This window comes from Streptacidiphilus anmyonensis, from assembly GCF_000787855.1.
GTDB classification, from domain to species: domain Bacteria; phylum Actinomycetota; class Actinomycetes; order Streptomycetales; family Streptomycetaceae; genus Streptacidiphilus; species Streptacidiphilus anmyonensis.
In genome coordinates this window covers 1-18860 of record NZ_BBPQ01000069.1, presented here as the reverse complement: position 1 = coordinate 18860, position 18860 = coordinate 1, and the positions used below count along the sequence as shown (strand labels likewise).

Sequence of the window (18860 nt, the reverse complement as noted above, 5' to 3'; positions counted from 1 at the left end):
GCCGCAGGCGGCTTAAGGTAGGGGGCGTGAGCAGCAACACGCAGACGACGCAGCCGCGGACGATGCAGCCTCAGCCCTCGCTGACGGAGCGCCGCAAGGCCGCGACCCAGCTCGACATCGCCCGCGCCGCGGCCGAGCTGTTCGCGGAGCGCGGGCCGGACGCCACCACGGCCGAGGAGATCGCGCAGCGGGCCGGGATCGCGCTGCGCACCTTCTACCGCTACTTCCGCAACAAGGAGGACGCGGTCTCGCCCCTGTTGAGCGCGGGGGGCGCACGCTGGCGCGAGCTGGCGGCCGCGGAAGCGGCGGACACGACCGGCGCGGACCTGCGGGAGGCGCTGGTGCGCGCGGCGCGCGCGTCCCTCACCGCGGAGACGGAGGGCTGGTCCCTCGGTCACGGCTGGGCCGAGGCGGAGGGCACCCGTGGACTGCTGCGGGCGGCGGCGGACGACGCCGCGCTGCGGGCGGTCTGGTACCGGGTGAACCAGGAGTCCGAGGAGAGGCTGACCGAAGTCCTCGGGACCCTGCCGGGACCGGCGGACCTGGGCGGGCTCGAACTGAAGATGATCGCCGCGGGCGCGACGGACGCGATCCGCCTGGCGCTGGAGGCGTGGGCGGCGTCGGACGGTCCGCTGGACGGCGAGCACGGGCCGGCGGCGCTCGTCGAGGACTGCATGCGCAAGCTGTTGCGGTGGCTCTAGCCACCGCGCAGAGATCAAGGCCCGCGGGGCACGCTCGGCGCGAGGCGCAGGCACAGGCGCACACGCCCAGGAGCGCGCGAAGACGGGAACGCTCAGGGGCGCGGGGCATCAGCCTCCGCGCCCCTGTTCAGGTCGGCGTCCGGGTCAGCGCCAGCTGACCGGGTTGCGGTAGCTGCTGACGCGCTCGAGGCGGCGCCAGCGGGCCTGGGGGTGGCGGCTTCCGTGCGCGAAGCGCGGCTGGGCCGCGCGCTGCGCCGCTGCCGCGCGGGCCATCAGGACGGCGGTCAGTGCGGCGAGCTCCTCGTCGGCCAGCTCACCCTTGACGATCTGGACCATCGGCACGGTGGCGGAGGTCATCGGTGCCTTCCTCAGTGCTTGTGTGTACTCGGATATTCGATATTCGAGGATTACAGACGACTGTTACTTCGACGGGTTGCCGGTGTTACTGCGGCGGGTTGCCGTGCTTGCGGGCGGGCAGGTCCGCGTGCTTGGTGCGGAGCATCTGCAGGGAACGGATGAGCACCTCGCGGGTCGCGGCGGGGTCGATCACGTCGTCGACCAGGCCGCGCTCGGCCGCGTAGTACGGGTGCATCAGCTCGTCCTTGTACTGCTTGACCATCTCGACCCGCTTGGCCTCGGGGTCGTCAGCCGCGGCGATCTCCCGGCGGAAGATCACGTTCGCCGCGCCCTCCGCGCCCATGACCGCGATCTCGTTGGTCGGCCACGCGAACGCCAGGTCGGCGCCGACCGAACGCGAGTCCATGACGATGTACGCGCCGCCGTAGGCCTTGCGCAGCACCAGCGAGATCCGCGGGACGGTCGCGTTGCAGTAGGCGTAGAGCAGCTTCGCGCCGTGGCGGATGATGCCGCCGTGCTCCTGGTCCACGCCGGGCAGGAAGCCCGGCACGTCCAGCAGCGTGACCAGCGGGATGTTGAACGCGTCGCACAGCTGCACGAACCGCGCGGCCTTCTCCGACGCGTGGATGTCCAGCACGCCGGCCAGCGACTGCGGCTGGTTCGCCACGATGCCGACGACCTGGCCGTCCATCCGGGTGAGCGCGCAGATGACGTTGGTGGCCCAACGCTCGTGGATCTCCATGAACTGGCCGTCGTCGGCCAGCTCCTCGATCACCTTGCGCATGTCGTACGGGCGGTTGCCGTCGGCCGGGACCAGGTCCAGCAGCGACTCGCAGCGGCGGTCGGCCGGGTCCTCGGTCATCTCGACCGGCGGCGTCTCGCGGTTGTTCTGCGGCAGCATCGACAGCAGGAAGCGGACCTCCTCCAGACAGGCGCGCTCGTCGTCGTACGCGAAGTGCGCCACCCCGGAGACCTCGGCGTGCACGTCCGCGCCGCCGAGACCGTTCTGGGAGATCTGCTCGCCGGTGACGGCCTTGACCACGTCCGGGCCGGTGATGAACATCTGCGAGGTGTCGCGGACCATGAACACGAAGTCCGTCAGCGCCGGCGAGTAGGCCGCGCCGCCGGCGCACGGGCCGAGCATCACCGAGATCTGCGGGATCACACCCGAGGCCCGGGTGTTGCGCTGGAAGATGCCGCCGTAGCCGGCGAGGGCGGTGACGCCCTCCTGGATGCGGGCGCCGGCGCCGTCGTTCAGGGAGACCAGCGGGGCACCGGCCGCGATGGCCATGTCCATGATCTTGTGGATCTTCTGCGCGTGGGCCTCGCCCAGCGCGCCGCCGAAGATCCGGAAGTCGTGCGCGTACACGAACACCGTGCGGCCGTGCACGGTGCCCCAGCCGGTGATCACGCCGTCGGTGTAGGGCTTCTTGTTCTCCAGCCCGAAGCCGGTCGCGCGGTGCCGGCGCAGCGGCTCCACCTCGTTGAACGAACCCTCGTCCAGCAGCAGCGCGATGCGCTCACGCGCGGTCAACTTGCCCTTCGCGTGCTGCGCCTCGGTTGCCGCCTCACTCGGCCCCGCCAGCATCTGCTCGCGGATCGCATGCAGCTCGACGACACGGCCGTGCGCATCGCTCGTGCTCACAGGGGCTTCACGCAAGACGGTCATTGCAGAACACTCCAAGGTCAGTGCGGAACGGTCGCCGCTGTGGCGGGGAGCCAGCTCACCCTTATGACCCTACGAGGCGGGACCAGCGAGACATGGGTGTGACTCTGTACAAGACCTGAGCCCTGTTCCTGGTGAGGGTAAACAGGACCGGATGGCGAGACCCCGCGTATGGGCCAGCTCGCGCGGCGCGGCCAGTCCCATGAAGGAGTCAAGAATTCATCCGCTCCTCACAAAGAAGCCCTAGGGTGCCCGGCATGACGACTCCCGGTCCCACCACTCCGAGCGGCGCCTCCGCCCCCACCGACCCCAGCGACGTGCCCGGCTTCGGCCCCGCCACGCCCATACAGACCGCGACCGAGACGGTCGCCGATCCCAAGACGGTCTCCATGGGCGTCGGCCCGAAGACCGCGTGGTCTCCCCGCCCCAACAACGTGCTCAGCCCCGAGCAGAAGGAGCTGGACGAGCTCACCGACGAGGAGCTGGAGGCGCTGACCCAGGAGAGTGTCTCCAAGGGGGTCCTCGGCGGCGCGTTCGCCATCGTCTCGGCGGCCCTCGGCGTGATCTCGCTGAGCGGCACGTACCTCGGCACGGTCGTCCAGCAGCGTCAGGGCGTCATCGGCCAGATCGGCGCGAAGTCGAACGCGGACCTGGTGAAGAACGCGTACACCGACGCGTGGCACCGCATGGCCGAGTGGAACGGCGTGTTCGCGCTGGTGGCGGCGCTGGTCGGCGCGGCGACCCTGTTCGGCGGGGCGTTCCTGTCCTCGAAGGAGATCCCCTCCTGGGTCAAGGCGGTCGCCTGGGCCGGGGCAGTGCTCGGTGTGATCGGCCTGTTCGTCTCGGCATCGATCTACTTCGACTGGTTCATGGCCCCGATCAAGGCTCCCGCCACGGCCAGCACCGGCGGCTGACGCCCGACCCGCCTCTGGGGCGCGGGGAACTGGGCGACAGACCACCCAGCGTGGTGTGTCGCCGAACGAGCAGCGCCATCCGCACAGGATGGTTGCTCGCGCAGTTCCTCGCGCCCCTGACGTGCTGCAACGGCAGGCTGAACCAACAGCACAAGCTCGCGCCCACGCGGCGGCGGCGCTGCACATCAGCACAGCCTCGCGCCCCTGACGTGCTGCAACGGCAGGCCGGACCGACAGCACAAGCTCGCGCCCACGCGGCAGCGCCGCACATCAGCACAGCCTCGCGCCCGCGCCCTGAGCGTTTGCGGCTACCTGTCCGCGTTCAGCCGTACCTCCCGGTCGATGCCGAGCTCCGCGAGGAAGCGCTGGTCGTGGGAGACCACGATGAGCGCACCGCGGTAGCCCGAGAGGGCGGTGGTGAGCTGGCGCACGCCCGCGAGGTCGAGGTTGTTGGTGGGCTCGTCCAGCAGCAGCAGCTGCGGGGCCGGCTCGGCCAGAAGCAGCGCCGCCAGCGTCGCCCGGAAGCGTTCGCCGCCGGACAGGGTGCCGACGGGCTGCTCCGCCCGGGCACCGCGGAAGAGGAAGCGGGCGAGCCGCGCGCGCAGCGCGTTCTCGCTCGCCTGCGGGGCGAACCGCGCCGCGTTCGCGACGATGCTCGCCTCCTCGTCGAGCAGGTCCAGCCGCTGCGGCAGGTACCGCAGCGGGACGGGACGGTGCACCTCGCCCGCGACCGGTTCGAGCTCACCGACGATCGTCCGCAGCAGCGTCGTCTTGCCGCTGCCGTTCGCGCCGACCAGCGCCACCCGCTCGGGCCCGCGCAGCTCCAGCCGCAGCCGCGAACCCTCGCCTTCCGGGTCGGCGTACAGCGGCAGGAGGTCCCGCAGCTCCAGCACCGTGCGACCGGCCGGGACCTCCGTCGCGGGCAGGTCGACGCGGATCTCGTCGTCGTCCCGGACCGCGAGCTCCGCCTCGGAGAGGCGTTCGCGCGCGAGGCGGACCTTCTCCTCGTGCTCGTTGCGCAGGCGGCCCGCGGACTGCTCCGCCGCCCGCTTGCGGCTGTTCATGACGATCTTCGGTTCCCTCTTGCTGTCGAACATCTTCTGGCCGTAGCGCTTCCGCCGGGCCAGCTTGACCTGGGTGTCCACCAGTTCGCGGCGCTGGCGCCGCAGATCGGACTCGGCGACGCGGACGTCGCGCTGCGCCGCCTCCTGGGCGACGGCGAGCGCCTCCTCGTAGGCGGTGAAGTTGCCGCCGAACCAGGTGACCCCGCCCTCGCGCAGTTCGGCGACGGAGTCCACCAGGTCCAGCAGCGCGCGGTCGTGGCTCACCACGACGAGCGTGCCGCGGAACTCGGTGACGGCCCGGTAGAGGCGTTCCCGCGCGCCGCTGTCGAGGTTGTTGGTCGGCTCGTCGAGCAGCAGCACGTCCGGGCGGCGCAGCAGTTGCCCGGCCAGGCCGAGCAGGACGGCCTCGCCGCCGGACAGCTCGGCGAGGCGCCGGTCCAGGCCGAGGTGGCCGAGGCCGAGCCGGTCCAGTTCCGCGAGGGCGCGCTCCTCGACGTCCCACTGGTCGCCGACGGCGGCGTAGTTCTCCTCCGTCACCTCGCCGCGTTCGACGGCGCGCAGCGCGCGGCGCGGACCGGCGATGCCGAGGGCGGCGTCGACGGGCAGCTGCACGTCCAGGGGCAGGTGTTGCGGCAGGTAGCCGAGGGTGCCGCGGACGCGGACCTGGCCGTCGTCCGGTGCGAGGTCGCCGGCGACCAGGCGCAGCAGCGTGGACTTGCCGCTGCCGTTGCGTCCGATCAGGCCGGTGCGGCCGACGCCGACGGCGAGGTCCAGCCCGTCCAGGACGGGCGTCCCGTCGGGCCAGGCGTAGTGGAGGCCCGTCACGACGACGGCGGGCTCGGGGGTGGTGGGGTGTGACATGCAGGGCTCCCGGTGACGTTGGGGAAAGCAATCCAGCGACACGTGGGAGACACGAAGAGCCCGACAAAAGAGCCGGCGCAAGGACGTCGGCGCGGGGGCGCGCATGCGAAAGCCGCCCGGTAACGGGACGAGGGCACAGCACGGCTGAGGTCGGGACGTGTCTCCGAGCTCAGCAGAGCAAGGGCCTTCTCCTGTCGGGCGGCAGCAGGTACGACGTCCACGCTAGGGGCGCGCCCGGGGGCGCGCAAACGAATTACCGGCCGTCCCCGTTCGGGCGAATACCGCGGGCGCTCGCCGTGTCCCCGGACCGTCGCGCCGCGCGGCTTGCCATCGTGCCTGCATGCGCCTTCTGATCCGGCTCACCCTCGCCGCCGCCACCTGCTCCACGCTGCTCGGCGCAGCCCCCGCGCCCGCGCCGACCGCGGTCGCCCCCTACACGGAGGGGCAGCAGTACGTCCGGCTGAGCCCGCCGGTGAAGACGTCGCCGCGCGAGGTCACCGAGGTGTTCTGGTACGACTGCGCGCACTCCTACCAGTTGGAGCAGCCGCTGGAGGACTGGGCGGCGCGGCAGAACCCGCCCGTGGTGATCCGGCGCATCCCGGCCGCGTGGCCGGACCAGCCGGTGATGGTGGCCTACGCGCGGCTCTACTACACCCTCGACAAGCTCGGGGTGGCGCAGCGCGAGGCGATCCCGGTGTTCCACGCGGTGCGGGACGAGGGGATGGACCTGACCACGGAGGACGCCGTCGTGGACTGGGCGACGGGCGAGGGGCTGGATCCGGTCGCGGTCAGGAGCGCGTACGAGTCGCGGCAGGTGCAGGACGAGACGCAGGCGGCCCCGGCGCTGCGCGAGAAGTACCGGACCAGCGAGATGCCGAGCGTGATCGTCGGCGGCGCGTTCCGGACCTCGCCGTTCATGAACCCCGACGGCGTCGACGGCACGATGCCGGTCGTCGACTACCTCTACCGGCACGCCGGCGGCGCCCCGGCCCGTTGAGGCCGCACTTGGCCGCACTTGGCCGCACTTGGCCGGGCCCGGGCTGGCCCCGGCCGGACCCGCCCGGGCCTGACCGAACCTGCGGTGCGGTGCCGCCCGGAGGCGGGCTCAGCTGTACTCGCGCAGCCGCGGCCTGACGCCGCCGAGGACCAGCAGCATCGCCACCGCGCACACCGCCGCGGAGATGCCCGTCCAGCCGGACAGGTCGTCCGACGCCGCGCCCGCGTGCGCGCTGAAGGCCGCCGCGTCGGTCGCGGCCAGCGCGCCGAGGTGGACCGAGAAGTCGTAGTAGGTGAAGGCCACGTCGTCACGGCCGACGCCGGTCAGCCGCAACGCCGCGCCGTTGACGTCGCCGCCGTCGGCGACCTGCCGCAGGCCGGTGTCGGAGCCGAGGTAGGCGTCGAAGCGCTGGCGCACCACAGCCGCCGCCGGGGAGTGGTCCTGGGCGAGCAGCTCCTTGACGCGTCCGGCGTCGGTCTGGAAGTCGGACGCGAGCGCGGGCCGGTAGTCGGTGTCGACGACCCAGCGGCTCTGCCGGGCCTCGGCGTCGGCGGCCGCGACGGACGCCTGGGAGAGCCGGGCGTAGGGGGTGTAGCCGGTGGACACCGCCGAGTCGACCTCGCCGGCCGCACCGGCCAGTGCCGAGGCGGCGCCGATCAGCAGCGCCGCCACGCACGCGGTGGCGACCACCAGCGGCAGGCTGAGGACGCGGTTGTGGCGGATCGTCAGATCACGCTGCCACCAGAGCAGAACCAGCCCGGAGGCGACGGCGAGCACGCCCAGCGCCGCCGCGTAGGCGAGGGCCGCGTCGTGGGCGTCGCCCCGGTCGGCGGAGACCTGCCGGTCGGCGTCGTCGCGCAGCGCGGCGACGTCGGGCAGCAGCTTGGTCTGGAGCAGCGCGTCGGCCTGCGCGTAGTTGTCGACCGCGCCGGGCACCGGGTGGCCGACGACGGGGTTGGCCTGGCTGCTGACGAAGTACTCCTCCGTGCCGGTCCAGGCGTCGTACAGGTTGAGCGTGTCCAGCAGGCTCTGGACCTGCTGCGGTTCGGCGGCGGCGAGCTGTGACAGCGCGGCTGCCGCGTCGCGCTGGTCCGCCTGTGCGGTGAGGCCGGCCAGCACGCCGTCGTCGACGAGGACCGGGGCGGCGGTCGGATTCGCGGGGTCGGCGGCGGAGTAGCCCATGACCAGGGACTTGGCGCGCTGCGCGTCCAGGTCGGCCAGCGCCTGGTACAGCCGCCCGGCCGCGGCGGCACGGGGCTCGGAGACGTCGGTGAGCTGGTGCACCCGGGCCGCGGTGTCAGCGAAGCCGAGCAACGCGGTGACCAGCAGGGCGGCGAGCAGCAGCAGCGCGGCGGCGGCCTGCGCGCGCAGCCGGAACACCGGCCCGGCGGCACGCCGCGGTCCCCTGCCGCGCGCGGCGGCGGGGTCGGTCCCGCCGGGGGCGGCGGCCCCGGCCGGCGGTATCGGCGCGGAGGGGGCGGACGGCGCCGGAAGTGTGGCGGACATGGTGACGACCCTAGGAAGCAGGAGAGTCGTCCGGCCGACATGCAGTCAGCCAACGGGTGAACGCGGCGTCACGAAGACATAGCGGAGGGTCCCGATCCGGCAGCGGAGCGTATTCCCAGCGTTTTCGCAGGTAAGAAGGGAGTGAGCTGGGACACGTGGCCCAAGTGTTCGGTGGCATGATGCACCGGCTAGCGTTTGTCGTCGACCAGAAAGGGCTGAGCCCGAAAGTGGTGGACCGGTAACCAGGCGGACGACGGAACAGGACAGGCACGGTGCAGAGGGCGTGAACATGGTGCTCGGCTCACTGGAGATGTCGTGGTTCTACCTGCTGGCGCTGCTGGCGGTCTTCTCCGACGCGTTCCTGCCTTTCGTTCCCAGCGCCTCGATCGTGGTCGCGGCCGTGCTGGAGTCGCGTGAGTCACACGCGCCGCTGCCGATCCTCGTCGCGGGCGTCGCGGCGGCGTCCTTCGCCGCGGACCTGGTGCTGTTGCGGCTGGGCCGCAAGGGCGGCGCGCGGGCGCGCCGCTGGATCGGACGCCGCGCCGGCACGGTGGAGGCGGCCGCGACGGTCCTGTCCGCGCTGGAGCGCAAGCCCGGCCGCACCGTGGTGATCGCCCGCTTCGTCCCCGGCGGCCGCAGCGTCCTGGACCTGGCGGTCGGCACGGCGGAGTCCCCGCCGCGCCACTTCATCCGCTGGTCGGCGGTCTCGGCGACGGTCTGGTCCGTCTACGTGATCGGCGTCGGCTGGCTGAACGAGAACGCGTTCAACACGTTCTGGCTGAGCCTCGCGGTCTCCTTCGCAGCGACCACCACGATCAGCGCGTTCGTCGCCCGCAAGGTCGCGCGGCAGCGCGCCCGCAACCGCGCCGCCGCACCGGCCGCGGAGTCCCTCGCCGAAGCCGCGTAGGGATCAACGGCGAGTCGGCTGCACCCGCCTCCAGGAGCGCGGGGCTCCGCCGATCTGCGGCTCCGCCGCGCGGGCGCGAGCAACCACCGTGTGCGGGTGGCCCTGCGCGCCCCGGACCATCTGCTCGTCAGTGGCTTGTCGCGCCCACGCTGGGGGCGCCTCCCGGCCGGAGGCCGGAGGTGGGGGTACCTCCCGGCCGGAGGCCAGGGGTGGGGCTACCCCCGGCCGGAGGCTGCGGGAGAGCCGAGTATCGGCTGAGCCCCGCGCTCCTGGAGGGCTTGCTCACTTGCCCAGCAGCAGGTCCGCGATCCGGCCCGCGGGGCCGGGGGCGGTGAGGATCGAGTAGTGGTTGGTGTCCGGGACCACCTCGAAGGGGAGGCGGAGGGTGTCGACGCCCGCGGCGGCGATGCGCGAGGCGTCGAGGAGGGGTTGGGGCTCGTTCAGGAGGCCGCGTTCCGCGAGGAGGAGGCGGGAGCGGTCCGGGAGCTTGTGGACGGCCCCCAGGGTCTCGGCGTCGAAGACGCCCATGCCGTCCGTCCGGACGGCATCCAGGACGCAGGACGAGCGCAGCGCCGGCTCCTGCCCCACCAAGTCGCGCTGGAGGTAGGCGTCCACCGCGTCGGACCACAGGCCGCCCACGGCCGGATGCGCCTGCCAGAACTCGCGGTAGGCCCGCCGTGTGGCGAACGTCATGGAGAGCCGTGCCATCGCGGGGCCGAGGACGGCGGTCAGCAGTTCGTCGCCGGTGAGGCCCGGGGGCGGAGGGAAGCCGACGCCGCCGTCGACCAGCAGCACGGACGAGAACAGCTCCGGGTGGCGGACCGCGGCCACCGTGGAGACGTACGCGCCCATCGAGTGGCCCGTCAGCGCGACCGGGCCGCCGCCCGCGAGGGCGTGGACGACGGCCGCGGCGTCCTCGGCGTGTGCGCCGAGGCCCCACGGGCCGCCGATGCCCGCACTCGCGGCCCTGCCGCGCAGGTCGGGGGCGAGCAGGGTCGCCCGGCCGTCCAGGGCCTCGGCGACAGCGGCCCAGGCGAGGCCGTTCGCGGTGATGCCGTGCAGGGCGAGCACGACGGGCGCGTCGGGCGAGGACGCGGGCCAGCGAAGGACGGCGAGCTCGCCGCCCTCCACCGGAACGGACAGCTCCTCGTAGCTCCCCGGTGCCGATGGGACGGACGGAACGGGCGGAACGGGCGGAACGGACGGAACTGCACTCATGCCTGTGCTCCCCTCGATACCGCTCGGGCGCGCAGCCGGGCCGGGAGGCCGGCGACGCCGCCCGGCAGGGCGTAGACGATGATCACGAACAGCACCCCCAGCAGGAACAGCGGCTGCGACAACGGCACCCGCAGCACCGACGGCAGACCGGCGATCGTCCCGGAGCCGGCCAGGCTCGCGAGCCGATGCTGCGCCCAGGTGTACAGCACGCCGCCGACAAGCGGCCCCCAGCGCGTCCCCGAACCGCCGAGCACCACCATGACCAGCAGCGACAGGGTGAAGTCCGAGGTCGTCGTCTGCGGCGTGGCGCCGCCCGTGAGCAGAAGGTAGACCACTCCGCCGAGCGCGGCCAGGGTGCCTGCCAGGACGAAGGCGACGAGCTTGAAGCCGTACGGGCGCAGGCCCAGCACCTCCACCCGGCGTTCGTTCTCGCGGATGCCCTCCCAGACGCGGCCGATCGGCGAGCGCACGGCCCACTGGACGGCGGCCAGGGTGACCACGAGATAGGCCAGCGCGATCCAGTACAGGTCGGCCGTGTGCGCGATGCCGACGAGGGACGCCGGCAGGCCGGTCGCGGCGAGGCCCTCCTCGCCGCCCGTCACCCCGCCGGGGTCGCGCTGGACCAGGATCGACCCGGCCTGGGCGAAGGCGAGGGTGACCATGGCGAACCCGATGCCGCTCACGCGCAGGCTCACCGCGCCGAGCAGCGCGGACAGCGCGACGCCCGCCAGCAGGCCGAGGCCGGCCGCGGGCCAGAAGCCCAGGCCGGCTCGCGTGAGCAGCAGGCCGGTGGCGTAGGTCCCGGCGGCGAAGTAGAGGGCGTGGCCGAAGGAGAGCAGCCCGGTGCGGCCGAGGAGCAGGTCGTAGCCGGTGGCCAGGGCGCCGAAGACGAGGCAGAGGGCGAGCAGTTGGAGGCTGCCGGGGCTGCCGATCGGACCGTCCAGCAGGCCCGGCAGCGGCAGCGCGCTGTACGGGAGCAGGACCAGCACGGCCAGGGCCGGCAGCGGCCACCAACGCCGCAGCAGGGCGGGGATGTTCACGCGAGCCTCCCGGTCAGGCCGCTCGGCCGCACCAGCAGCAGTGCGGCGAGCATGACGACCACGGACAGGTCGCCCAGTCCCGCGGTGCTGTAGTAGTTGGCGAACTGCTGGACCAGGCCGACCACGACGCAGGCGACCGCCGCGCCGCTGACCGAGCCGAGGCCGCCCATCACCACCACGACGAAGCCGAAGATGAGCAGTGAGCCGCCCTGGGTGGGGTCGACGGAGCCGAAGTAGAGCCCGGCGAGACCCCCGGCGAGGGCGGCGGCCGCGCCGCCGATGGCGAAGACGAGCGTGAACGCCTTGCGGACGTCGATGCCCAGCGCGGTCACCATGGCCCGGTCCTCCACCCCGGCGCGCACGACCAGCCCGTGCCGGGTGCGGCCGAGGAAGAGCCGCAGCGCGAGCAGCACCACCAGCGCCGCCCCGACCAGCACCAGCCGGTCCACCGGCACCGATGCACCGAGCAGCGTGAACGTCCCGGCCAGCGCGCTCGGCACGGGGAAGGTGCGGGCGTCGGCGCCCCAGATCGCGGAGAGCAGCGCGGGCACGGCCAGCCCCACGCCGACGGTGGCCAGCACCTGCTCGCGCGGCCGCCGGTAGAGCGGCCGCACGAGGCCGAGTTCGAGCGCGACGGCGGCCAGGGTGCCCACCGCGGTGCCGAAGAGCAGCGCGAGCGGGAAGCCGAAGGAGTGGCTCGCCGCCCACCAGGTGGCGTAGGCGCCGATCGACAGCAGCGCGCCGTGGGCGAAGTTGAGCACGTCCATCAGGCCGAAGATGAGCGAGAGCCCGGACGCCACAAGGAAGTAGAGCGCGCCGAGGCCGAGGCCGGTGATGCCGAGCAGGACGACGGTGGACATCAGCTCTCCCCTCCCGAGGCGGGCGCGGGCGCGTCCACCCGGCGGCCGACGCCGAGCAGCGTGCGGGACTTCCCGGCGTCGGCGAGGAGTTCGGCCGCGGGACCGGCGTGGGCGGTGCGGCCGTCGGCGAGGACGACGCAGTGGTCGGCCAACCGCCTCACCAGGGCCAGGTTCTGCTCGACGAGCAGAACGGGCACGGCCTGCGCGGCGCGTTCGAGGGCGACGGCGACCTCGGTGACGACGCGCGGCGCGAGCCCCTTGGTGGGCTCGTCGGCGATGATCAGCCGGTTGCCGCGGTTGAGCAGCACGCGGCCGATGGCGACCATCTGCTGCTGCCCGCCCGACAGCGTCCCCGCGGCCTGCCGGGCGCGCTGCCTGAGCTCGGGGAACAGTTCGTGGACCAGGCCGTAGGCGGGGTCCGGGTCCCGCTCGGCCAGGCGCAGGTTCTCCGCCACGGTCAGAGCGGCGAAGACGCCCCGGTCCTCGGGGACGTAGCCGATGCCGCGCCGGACGATCTGATGTGTCGTCATGGTGACGGTCTCGTCGCCGCCGTAGCGGACGGAGCCGGTGCGTGGGACCAGGCCGAGGATGCCCCGCACGGTGGTCGTCTTGCCGGCGCCGTTGCGACCGAGCAGCGCGGTGACGCCGGCCGGGGCGACGTCGAGGTCGACGCCGTGCAGGATGTGGCGGCCGCCGGTGACGACCTTCAGGCCCCGCACGCTCAGAACGGGAGAGGTCACAGCCCCTCCCCCAGATAGGCGAGCTGGACGGTCTCGTCGGCCATGACGGTGTCGGGGACGTCGAGGGCGAGCAGCGTGCCGTGGTGCATCACGGCCAGGCGGTCGGCCAGGCCCAGCAGGACGTCCATGTGGTGCTCCACCATCATCACGGTGCGGCCCTCGTCGCGGTGTAGCGAGCGGATCAACTCGGTGAGCGCGGGCACCTCTTCGGCGCTGACGCCGGCCATCGGCTCGTCCAGCAGCATCACCCGCGGGTCGCCGACGAGCAGCACGGCCAGCTCCAACTTCCGCTTCTCGCCGTGCGAGAGGGAGCCGGCCAGGGCGTCGGCGCGGCCGGTGAGGCCGGTGCGTTCCAGCGTGTCCGTCACCTCGGCGGTGAACGGCCGGGCGCGGCGCCAGAGTCGGAACGAGCCGCCCTGCGCCGCCTGCGCGGCGAGGCGGACGTGGTCGGCGACGCTCATGCCGGGCCAGAGGCTGGACGTCTGGAAGGTGCGGCCCAGCCCGCGCCGGGCGCGGGCGTGCGGGGCGAGGCGGGTGATGTCCGCGCCGTCCAGCGCGATGCGGCCGCGGCTGACCGGGTTGAGGCCGCTGACCAGGTTGAACAGCGAGGTCTTGCCGGCCCCGTTGGGGCCGATGAAGGCGAGGAACTCGCCCTCGCGGACCTCCAGCGAGACGTCGTCGAGGATCACGGCGCCGCCGATGCTCCAACCCACGTCGGTGAGCTGGAGCACCGGCGGCGCCGGGGGCGCGGTCGTCACGTCGCTCAGCCCGCCATCGGCTTGACCGGCGGCGCGACCTGCGCGGCCGTCAGCGAGGCCAGCAGCTTGGGCTGCGCGGAGGCGCCGGAGCCGGTCAGCGTGGCCTGGAACATCGGCTGAAGCAGCGCGTGGTCGGCGGCGCGGATCTGCTCGGGCCCCTTGGGGCCGTCGAAGGACCATCCCTCCAGCGCCTTGACCATGGCCCCGGTGTCGCTGTCGGACGCCTGAAGCGCGTGGACGATCATCTGAGCGGCGGTGAAGCCGTCCGGCGTGAACAGGTCCGGCGTGCCGCCGGCCTGCTTGACGCCGTTCAGCATGGCCGTCTCCACCGGGTTGTCCCCGCCCGCGCCCGGGAAGTAGTGGGCCAGGAAGGAGACCTTGCTGCCCGCGTTGCCGAAGATCGGGTAGGAGGCGGTGCCGGCCAGGCCGGTGACGACCTTCGTCGAACCCAGCACGCCCTGCTGGTCCAGGGCCGTCCACAGCGCGGGTGCGGTGGTGCCCGCCCAGGCGACGTAGACCAGGTCGGCCCTGGCGGACTTCACCTGCTGGGCGAAGGGGGTGAGGTCCGTCGCGCTCGGCGGCGCCAGCACCTGCGAGACGGTGGCCCCCTTGGGTCCGAGCACCGCCTTGACCGCCGCCACGTTGGCCTGCCCGAAGGCGCTGTCCTGGGCCAGCACGAGGATCCTCCTGCCGCTCGGATCCCCCACGAAGGAGCCCGCGGCCGCGATGTCCTGGTAGCTCTCGCGGCCGGAGCGGAAGGTGTACGTGTTGGCGCCGGTCAGCGCGTCGGTGGCGGCCGGTCCGGCGATGTAGAGGATCTGGTTCTGCGCGGCGAGCGGTGCGAGCTGGAGGCCGACGCCGGAGTCCGTGGTCCCGGCGAGGATCTTCACGCCCTTGCCGATCAGGTCCTTGGCGTCGGCGACGGCGGTCGCCGGGTCGCCGGTGTCGTCCTCCTCGACCACGTCGATCTTGTGCCCGTTCACCGCGCCGGTGCCGTGGGTGGCGTAGGCGAGGCCTGCCTGGAAGCCCTGCTCGTACTGCTTGCCGTAGTCGGCCAGCAGGCCGGTCTTCGAGTACAGCAGCCCCACCTGGACCGGCGCGGAGGCGCCGCCGCCCGACTGCGCGGTGCCGGCGGTCCCGGCGGAGGCGCACCCGGCGACGAGCAGGGCAGTGGCCGCGGCGAAGGCGAGGACCCCCGCGCTGCGTCTGGCTGGGCGGGACGGACGGTCGACGGTCATGGCCGGCTCCTCGGGCTGCGGGTGGTCTGCGAGGTGGATGCCGGAACCGTAGGAGCGCGGCCTGCGCAGGGACATGTGAACGGACACCGCTTCCCCCGCCGGAAGCATGTGGCCGCCCGACATGGCTGCGGCGAAGGGACGGTGGCGATGGTGGGACCACCTCCCCAGGCACATCTCCCCCGACCCTTCGAGGAGCGCTCGCCCCATGGACAAGGTCTTCCCCTCCGCGGCCGAGGCCGTCGCGGACATCCCTGACGGAGCCTCACTGGCCGTCGGCGGCTTCGGCTTGTGCGGGATCCCGTCGACGCTGATCGCCGCCCTCGTCGCCTCCGGCGTCGGCGGGCTGCGGGTCTCCTCCAACAACTGCGGAGTGGACGACTGGGGGCTCGGCCTGCTGCTGCGCGAGGGCCGGATCGCGCGGATGACCTCGTCCTACGTCGGGGAGAACAAGGAGTTCGCACGGCAGTACCTCGCCGGCGAGCTGGAGGTCGAGCTCGTCCCGCAGGGGACCCTCGCGGAACGGCTGCGGGCGGGCGGCTGCGGGATCCCGGCGTTCTACACACCCGCCGGCGTCGGCACGCAGGTCCAGGAGGGCGGCCTGCCGTGGCGCTACGGCCCGGACGGCGAGGTCGTCCTCGCCTCGCCGACCAAGGAGGTGCGCAGCTTCGGCGGCCGCGACCACCTCCTGGAGGAGGCGATCACCGCCGACTTCGCGCTGGTGCGGGCCGCCGTCGCGGACCGGCACGGCAACCTCGTGTTCCACGCGGCCGCTCGGAACTTCAATCCGCTCGCCGCGGCGGCCGGGCGGACCACCGTCGTCGAGGCCGAACGCATCGTCGAGGCGGGCGAGTTGGACCCCGATGCGATCCACCTGCCCGGCATCCACGTCGACCGGGTCGTCCAGGCCGACGACCCGGCCGACAAGCGCATCGAACGCCGCACCGTCCGCACCGTCCACCCGGTCCGCCCCGCCGCCACCCCGGAGAGCTGAGCCATGACGCCGACGCCGACCCCGACGCCGACCCTCACCCGCGAGCGGCTCGCCGCCCGCGCCGCCGCCGAGCTGCACGACGGACAGTACGTCAACCTCGGCATCGGGCTCCCGACGCTCGTGCCGAACCATCTCCCGCCGGGCGTCAGCGTCGTGCTCCACTCCGAGAACGGCATCCTGGGCACCGGCCCCTACCCGCTCGCCGGGACCGAGCACCCGGACCTGGTCAACGCCGGAAAGGAGACGGTGACGGTCCTCGACGGCGCGTCGTACTTCGACTCGGCCGCGTCCTTCGGGATGGTCCGCTCAGGACGGGTGGACGTGACGATCCTCGGGGCGATGCAGGTCTCGGCCGAGGGCGACCTGGCCAACTGGATGATCCCCGGCAGGATGGTCAAGGGCATGGGCGGCGCCATGGACCTCGTCCACGGCGCCCGGCGGGTCGTGGTCGTCATGGAGCACACCGCCAAGGACGGCAGCCCCAAACTGCTGCGCCGGTGCACCCTGCCGCTGACGGGCCGCCGCGTGGTGCACCGGGTCATCACCGACCTGGCCGTCTTCGACGTCGACCGGGACGGCCTGCGGCTGGTCGATCTGACGCCCGGTGTGACGGTCCAGGACCTCCGCGACGTGACGGAGGCCCCGTTCCGCGCCTGAACCCGCCCGAATCTCAGTCGCTGAGCTGCCAGTTGATCGCCGGCTGGCCGAAGTCGGCCAGCGCCTTGTCGATCTGCGAGAAGGGCTTGGTGCCGAGGAAGTGGCGCGCGGAGAGCGGCGAGGGGTGGCCGCTCTGCACCACCACGTGGCGGGCGGTGTCGATCAGCGGCAGCTTCTTCTTCGCGTAGCCGCCCCACAGCACGAACACGACCGGCTCCGGGCGGGCGTTGACGGCCTTGATGACGGCGTCGGTGAACTTCTCCCAGCCCTTGCCGGCGTGCGAGCCGGCCTCGTGGGCGCGGACCGTCAGCACCGCGTTGAGCAGCAGCACGCCCTGGTCGGCCCACTCCTCCAGGTTGCCGTGCCCCGGCGCGGTGAGGCCGAGGTCGGTGCCGAGCTCCTTGTAGATGTTGCGCAGCGACGGCGGAACCTTGACGCCGCGGCGGACGGAGAAGCACATGCCGTGCGCCTGGTTGTCGTCGTGGTATGGGTCCTGACCCAGCAGCAGCACCTTCACCCGGTCGAGCGGGGTGTGCTCCAGCGCGGCGAAGACCTCCCCCCGGGGCGGGAAGACCTGTCCGGCGGCCCGCTCGGCGTCGACGTACGCGGCGAGCTCGTGGAAGTAGGGCTGCTCCACCTCGCTCTGGAGCGCCGCGCGCCACGACTCGGGCAGCACGAACTCGTCGGTGGGAGCGGTGTTGGACATGCGGGATCCTCCGGGCGTCGCCGTCTGGCTGTCTGTCGTCGTCTCGGGCTGACTCGACGTGGAAACGCTATCGCCCGTCACTGACACCTCACCTCGCGCATCTCACCTCGCGCAGCTCACCCCGCGCATCTCACCCCGCGCGGGCGGCTCGGATCCGTTCCAGGTCGACGGCGATCCCGTCGAGGACGCGGTCCAGCCCCGAGGCGAAGACCCGGTCCGGGTCGGGGTGGTCCTCGGCGTCGTGGACGAAGCGGGACAGCAGCGGGTGGCGGCCCTCGGCCAACACGCCCGCGAGGTAGGGGCCGAGGGCGCTGCGGTACTGGTCCTCGGTGACGCCGGTGCGGCGGATCGTCTCCGCTTCGGCGATCTCGCTCATCACGAACCCGCGCACGTAGGCCATCACGGTCCAGCCGAGACGGGCCATCGCGTCGATGCCGATGCCCTGGCCGTCCATCGCGGAGAGCATCCGCTCGGTGTTGTCGAGCACGTTGGGCCCGAGCGGCGTGCGGGAGGCGGAGACGCCCAGCACCCACGGGTGCCGCAGCACCAGCGTCCGGTAGCGCAGCCCGATGCCGCGCAGTTCGGCACGCCAGTCGGCGCGTCGCGGCGGTCGGTCGCCCTCGCCCATCACCTGGTCGATCATGAGGTCGAGCAGGTCGTCCTTGGTCTCGACGTAGCGGTAGAGCGACATCGTGCCGACGCCGAGCTCGGAGGCGATGCGCCGCATCGACACCGACTCCAGCCCCTCGGCGTCCGCGAGCGCCACGGCGGCCTCGACGACGGACTCCACGCTCAGGGACGGCTGGGGTCCCCGGCCGGCGCCGCGCGGGCGGGCCCACACGGGCGTACGGGCTTCCGCCAAGACGGCCTCCTCCACACAGGTGCGTACATTGTACGCACCCGGGCTCAGCGGACGCCGCTCAGATGCGCGAAGAGGACCACGTTCCCGGTGTACTCGCGCTTGTCGCGGTCGAATCCGCCGCCGCAGGTGACCACGCGCAACTGCGCGCCCGGGGCGGGCCCGTAGACCTGGGCGGCCGGGAATCCCGCCTTCGGGAACTCCCGCACCCGGTCGACGGTGAAGACGGCCGTGCGGCCGTCCAGCCGCGACACGTCCACCTCGGCGCCGGGACGCACGGCCGCGAGGCTCCAGAACACGGCCGGCCCGGTGGTGGTGTCCACGTGCCCGACCACGACCGCCGTCCCGGCCTCCCCCGGCGAGGCGGAGTCCCGCAGCCAGCCCGCGGTGTGCGGCAGCGAGAACGGCGGCAGTTCGGCGGCGCCCTTCCCGTCCATCCCCAGGCCCAGCAGCGGCGCGTCGAGCCGCAGGGACGGGATGGCCAGGGCGAGCGGCGTCGACCTCGGCAAAGGGGTGGGACCGGCGGCGGACGCGGTGGCCGCCGACGCCCGGGCGGGCATCACGGCGTCCGACCCGGATCCGCCCCGCGCGGAGGACGCGGCGTGCGCGACGGCGTGCCGCAGTCCGCCCACCCCGTACACCACCCCGCCCAGTGCCACCGCGAGCAGCCCGGCCGACACCCCGCCCATCAGCCGCCAGCGCCGCGCGTACCCCGCCGCGCCGCGCCCCGGCCCCGAGCGCCCCGAGCCTCCGCCCTGTCTCTTATACACATCTGACGCTGCCGACGAAGGCTTAGGTGTAGATCTCGGTGGTCGCCGTA

At 73.2% G+C, this 18860-nt stretch carries 19 protein-coding genes; 6 read left to right on the top strand and 13 right to left on the bottom strand.

Going from position 1 to position 18860, the window contains the following annotated elements:
* Nucleotides 1–62 precede the first annotated feature (62 nt).
* Entirely contained in the window at nucleotides 63–701 is a 639-nt protein-coding gene (locus TR50_RS35010; protein WP_042431812.1) for a TetR/AcrR family transcriptional regulator, read from the top strand.
* A gap of 144 nt (nucleotides 702–845) precedes the next feature.
* Here TR50_RS35010 and TR50_RS35005 read toward each other — a convergent pair whose 3' ends face one another.
* Nucleotides 846–1058 (bottom strand): acyl-CoA carboxylase subunit epsilon, encoded by a 213-nt coding sequence (locus TR50_RS35005; protein WP_042365869.1) that lies wholly within the window; start codon nucleotides 1056–1058, stop codon nucleotides 846–848.
* 85 nt (nucleotides 1059–1143) lie between these two features.
* Complete coding sequence (locus tag TR50_RS35000) at nucleotides 1144–2727, bottom strand: acyl-CoA carboxylase subunit beta (RefSeq protein ID WP_042431767.1); 1584 nt, start codon at nucleotides 2725–2727, stop codon at nucleotides 1144–1146.
* Nucleotides 2728–2981: 254 nt separating this feature from the next.
* On the opposite strand from TR50_RS35000, the gene TR50_RS34995 reads away from it, so the two are divergent.
* Entirely contained in the window at nucleotides 2982–3638 is a 657-nt protein-coding gene (locus TR50_RS34995; RefSeq protein WP_052441694.1) for a hypothetical protein, read from the top strand.
* A 308-nt stretch (nucleotides 3639–3946) separates the two neighbouring features.
* Here the strand turns inward: TR50_RS34995 and TR50_RS34990 are convergent, their stop codons facing one another.
* Nucleotides 3947–5563, bottom strand: coding sequence for an ABC-F family ATP-binding cassette domain-containing protein (locus TR50_RS34990; RefSeq protein ID WP_042431765.1), 1617 nt, complete (start codon nucleotides 5561–5563; stop codon nucleotides 3947–3949).
* Nucleotides 5564–5903: 340 nt separating this feature from the next.
* Between TR50_RS34990 and TR50_RS43245 the strand changes: the two genes are divergently transcribed.
* Entirely contained in the window at nucleotides 5904–6560 is a 657-nt protein-coding gene (locus tag TR50_RS43245) for a thiol:disulfide interchange protein DsbA/DsbL (RefSeq protein ID WP_052441693.1), read from the top strand.
* Nucleotides 6561–6668: 108 nt separating this feature from the next.
* Here TR50_RS43245 and TR50_RS34980 read toward each other — a convergent pair whose 3' ends face one another.
* The gene (locus TR50_RS34980) at nucleotides 6669–8066 is read right to left on the bottom strand and encodes a GlnX family signal transduction membrane protein (protein WP_042431763.1); all 1398 of its coding nucleotides are present in this window, start codon (nucleotides 8064–8066) and stop codon (nucleotides 6669–6671) included.
* A gap of 289 nt (nucleotides 8067–8355) precedes the next feature.
* Between TR50_RS34980 and TR50_RS34975 the strand changes: the two genes are divergently transcribed.
* The gene (locus tag TR50_RS34975; RefSeq protein ID WP_042431761.1) at nucleotides 8356–8973 is read left to right on the top strand and encodes a DedA family protein; all 618 of its coding nucleotides are present in this window, start codon (nucleotides 8356–8358) and stop codon (nucleotides 8971–8973) included.
* A 282-nt stretch (nucleotides 8974–9255) separates the two neighbouring features.
* Here the strand turns inward: TR50_RS34975 and TR50_RS34970 are convergent, their stop codons facing one another.
* Genes TR50_RS34970 through TR50_RS34945 form a run of 6 tightly spaced genes read right to left on the bottom strand, consistent with a single transcriptional unit; the run spans nucleotide 9256 to nucleotide 14827 of the window.
* Complete coding sequence (locus TR50_RS34970) at nucleotides 9256–10191, bottom strand: alpha/beta fold hydrolase (protein WP_084701501.1); 936 nt, start codon at nucleotides 10189–10191, stop codon at nucleotides 9256–9258.
* Nucleotides 10188–11231 (bottom strand): branched-chain amino acid ABC transporter permease, encoded by a 1044-nt coding sequence (locus TR50_RS34965; RefSeq protein WP_042431760.1) that lies wholly within the window; start codon nucleotides 11229–11231, stop codon nucleotides 10188–10190. The genes TR50_RS34970 and TR50_RS34965 overlap by 4 nt, the downstream gene beginning before the upstream one ends.
* A complete protein-coding gene (locus TR50_RS34960) occupies nucleotides 11228–12091 on the bottom strand; it encodes a branched-chain amino acid ABC transporter permease (RefSeq protein ID WP_042431758.1) in 864 nt (287 codons plus the stop codon). Before TR50_RS34960 ends, TR50_RS34965 begins: the two co-directional genes overlap by 4 nt.
* Nucleotides 12091–12831, bottom strand: coding sequence for an ABC transporter ATP-binding protein (locus TR50_RS34955; RefSeq protein WP_042431756.1), 741 nt, complete (start codon nucleotides 12829–12831; stop codon nucleotides 12091–12093). Before TR50_RS34955 ends, TR50_RS34960 begins: the two co-directional genes overlap by 1 nt.
* Nucleotides 12828–13589 carry an ABC transporter ATP-binding protein gene (locus TR50_RS34950; RefSeq protein WP_236654722.1) on the bottom strand — a complete coding sequence of 254 codons (762 nt, stop codon included), beginning with the start codon at nucleotides 13587–13589 and terminating at the stop codon, nucleotides 12828–12830. Before TR50_RS34950 ends, TR50_RS34955 begins: the two co-directional genes overlap by 4 nt.
* 5 nt (nucleotides 13590–13594) lie before the next feature.
* The gene (locus TR50_RS34945; RefSeq protein ID WP_042431802.1) at nucleotides 13595–14827 is read right to left on the bottom strand and encodes a substrate-binding domain-containing protein; all 1233 of its coding nucleotides are present in this window, start codon (nucleotides 14825–14827) and stop codon (nucleotides 13595–13597) included.
* Nucleotides 14828–15032: 205 nt separating this feature from the next.
* On the opposite strand from TR50_RS34945, the gene TR50_RS34940 reads away from it, so the two are divergent.
* Complete coding sequence (locus tag TR50_RS34940) at nucleotides 15033–15818, top strand: CoA transferase subunit A (RefSeq protein ID WP_042431754.1); 786 nt, start codon at nucleotides 15033–15035, stop codon at nucleotides 15816–15818.
* Between the two features lie 3 nt (nucleotides 15819–15821).
* On the top strand, nucleotides 15822–16475 hold the full coding sequence (locus tag TR50_RS34935) for a 3-oxoacid CoA-transferase subunit B (RefSeq protein ID WP_042431752.1): 654 nt from the start codon (nucleotides 15822–15824) through the stop codon (nucleotides 16473–16475).
* Between the two features lie 13 nt (nucleotides 16476–16488).
* Here the strand turns inward: TR50_RS34935 and ung are convergent, their stop codons facing one another.
* The 3 genes from ung to TR50_RS34920 all read right to left on the bottom strand — a co-directional run bounded on the left by ung (nucleotide 16489) and on the right by TR50_RS34920 (nucleotide 18810).
* Nucleotides 16489–17181 carry a uracil-DNA glycosylase gene (gene ung / locus TR50_RS34930; protein ID WP_042431750.1) on the bottom strand — a complete coding sequence of 231 codons (693 nt, stop codon included), beginning with the start codon at nucleotides 17179–17181 and terminating at the stop codon, nucleotides 16489–16491.
* A gap of 130 nt (nucleotides 17182–17311) precedes the next feature.
* Complete coding sequence (locus TR50_RS34925) at nucleotides 17312–18043, bottom strand: TetR/AcrR family transcriptional regulator (RefSeq protein ID WP_042431800.1); 732 nt, start codon at nucleotides 18041–18043, stop codon at nucleotides 17312–17314.
* 44 nt (nucleotides 18044–18087) lie between these two features.
* On the bottom strand, nucleotides 18088–18810 hold the full coding sequence (locus TR50_RS34920; RefSeq protein ID WP_152648804.1) for a class F sortase: 723 nt from the start codon (nucleotides 18808–18810) through the stop codon (nucleotides 18088–18090).
* Nucleotides 18811–18860 lie beyond the last annotated feature (50 nt).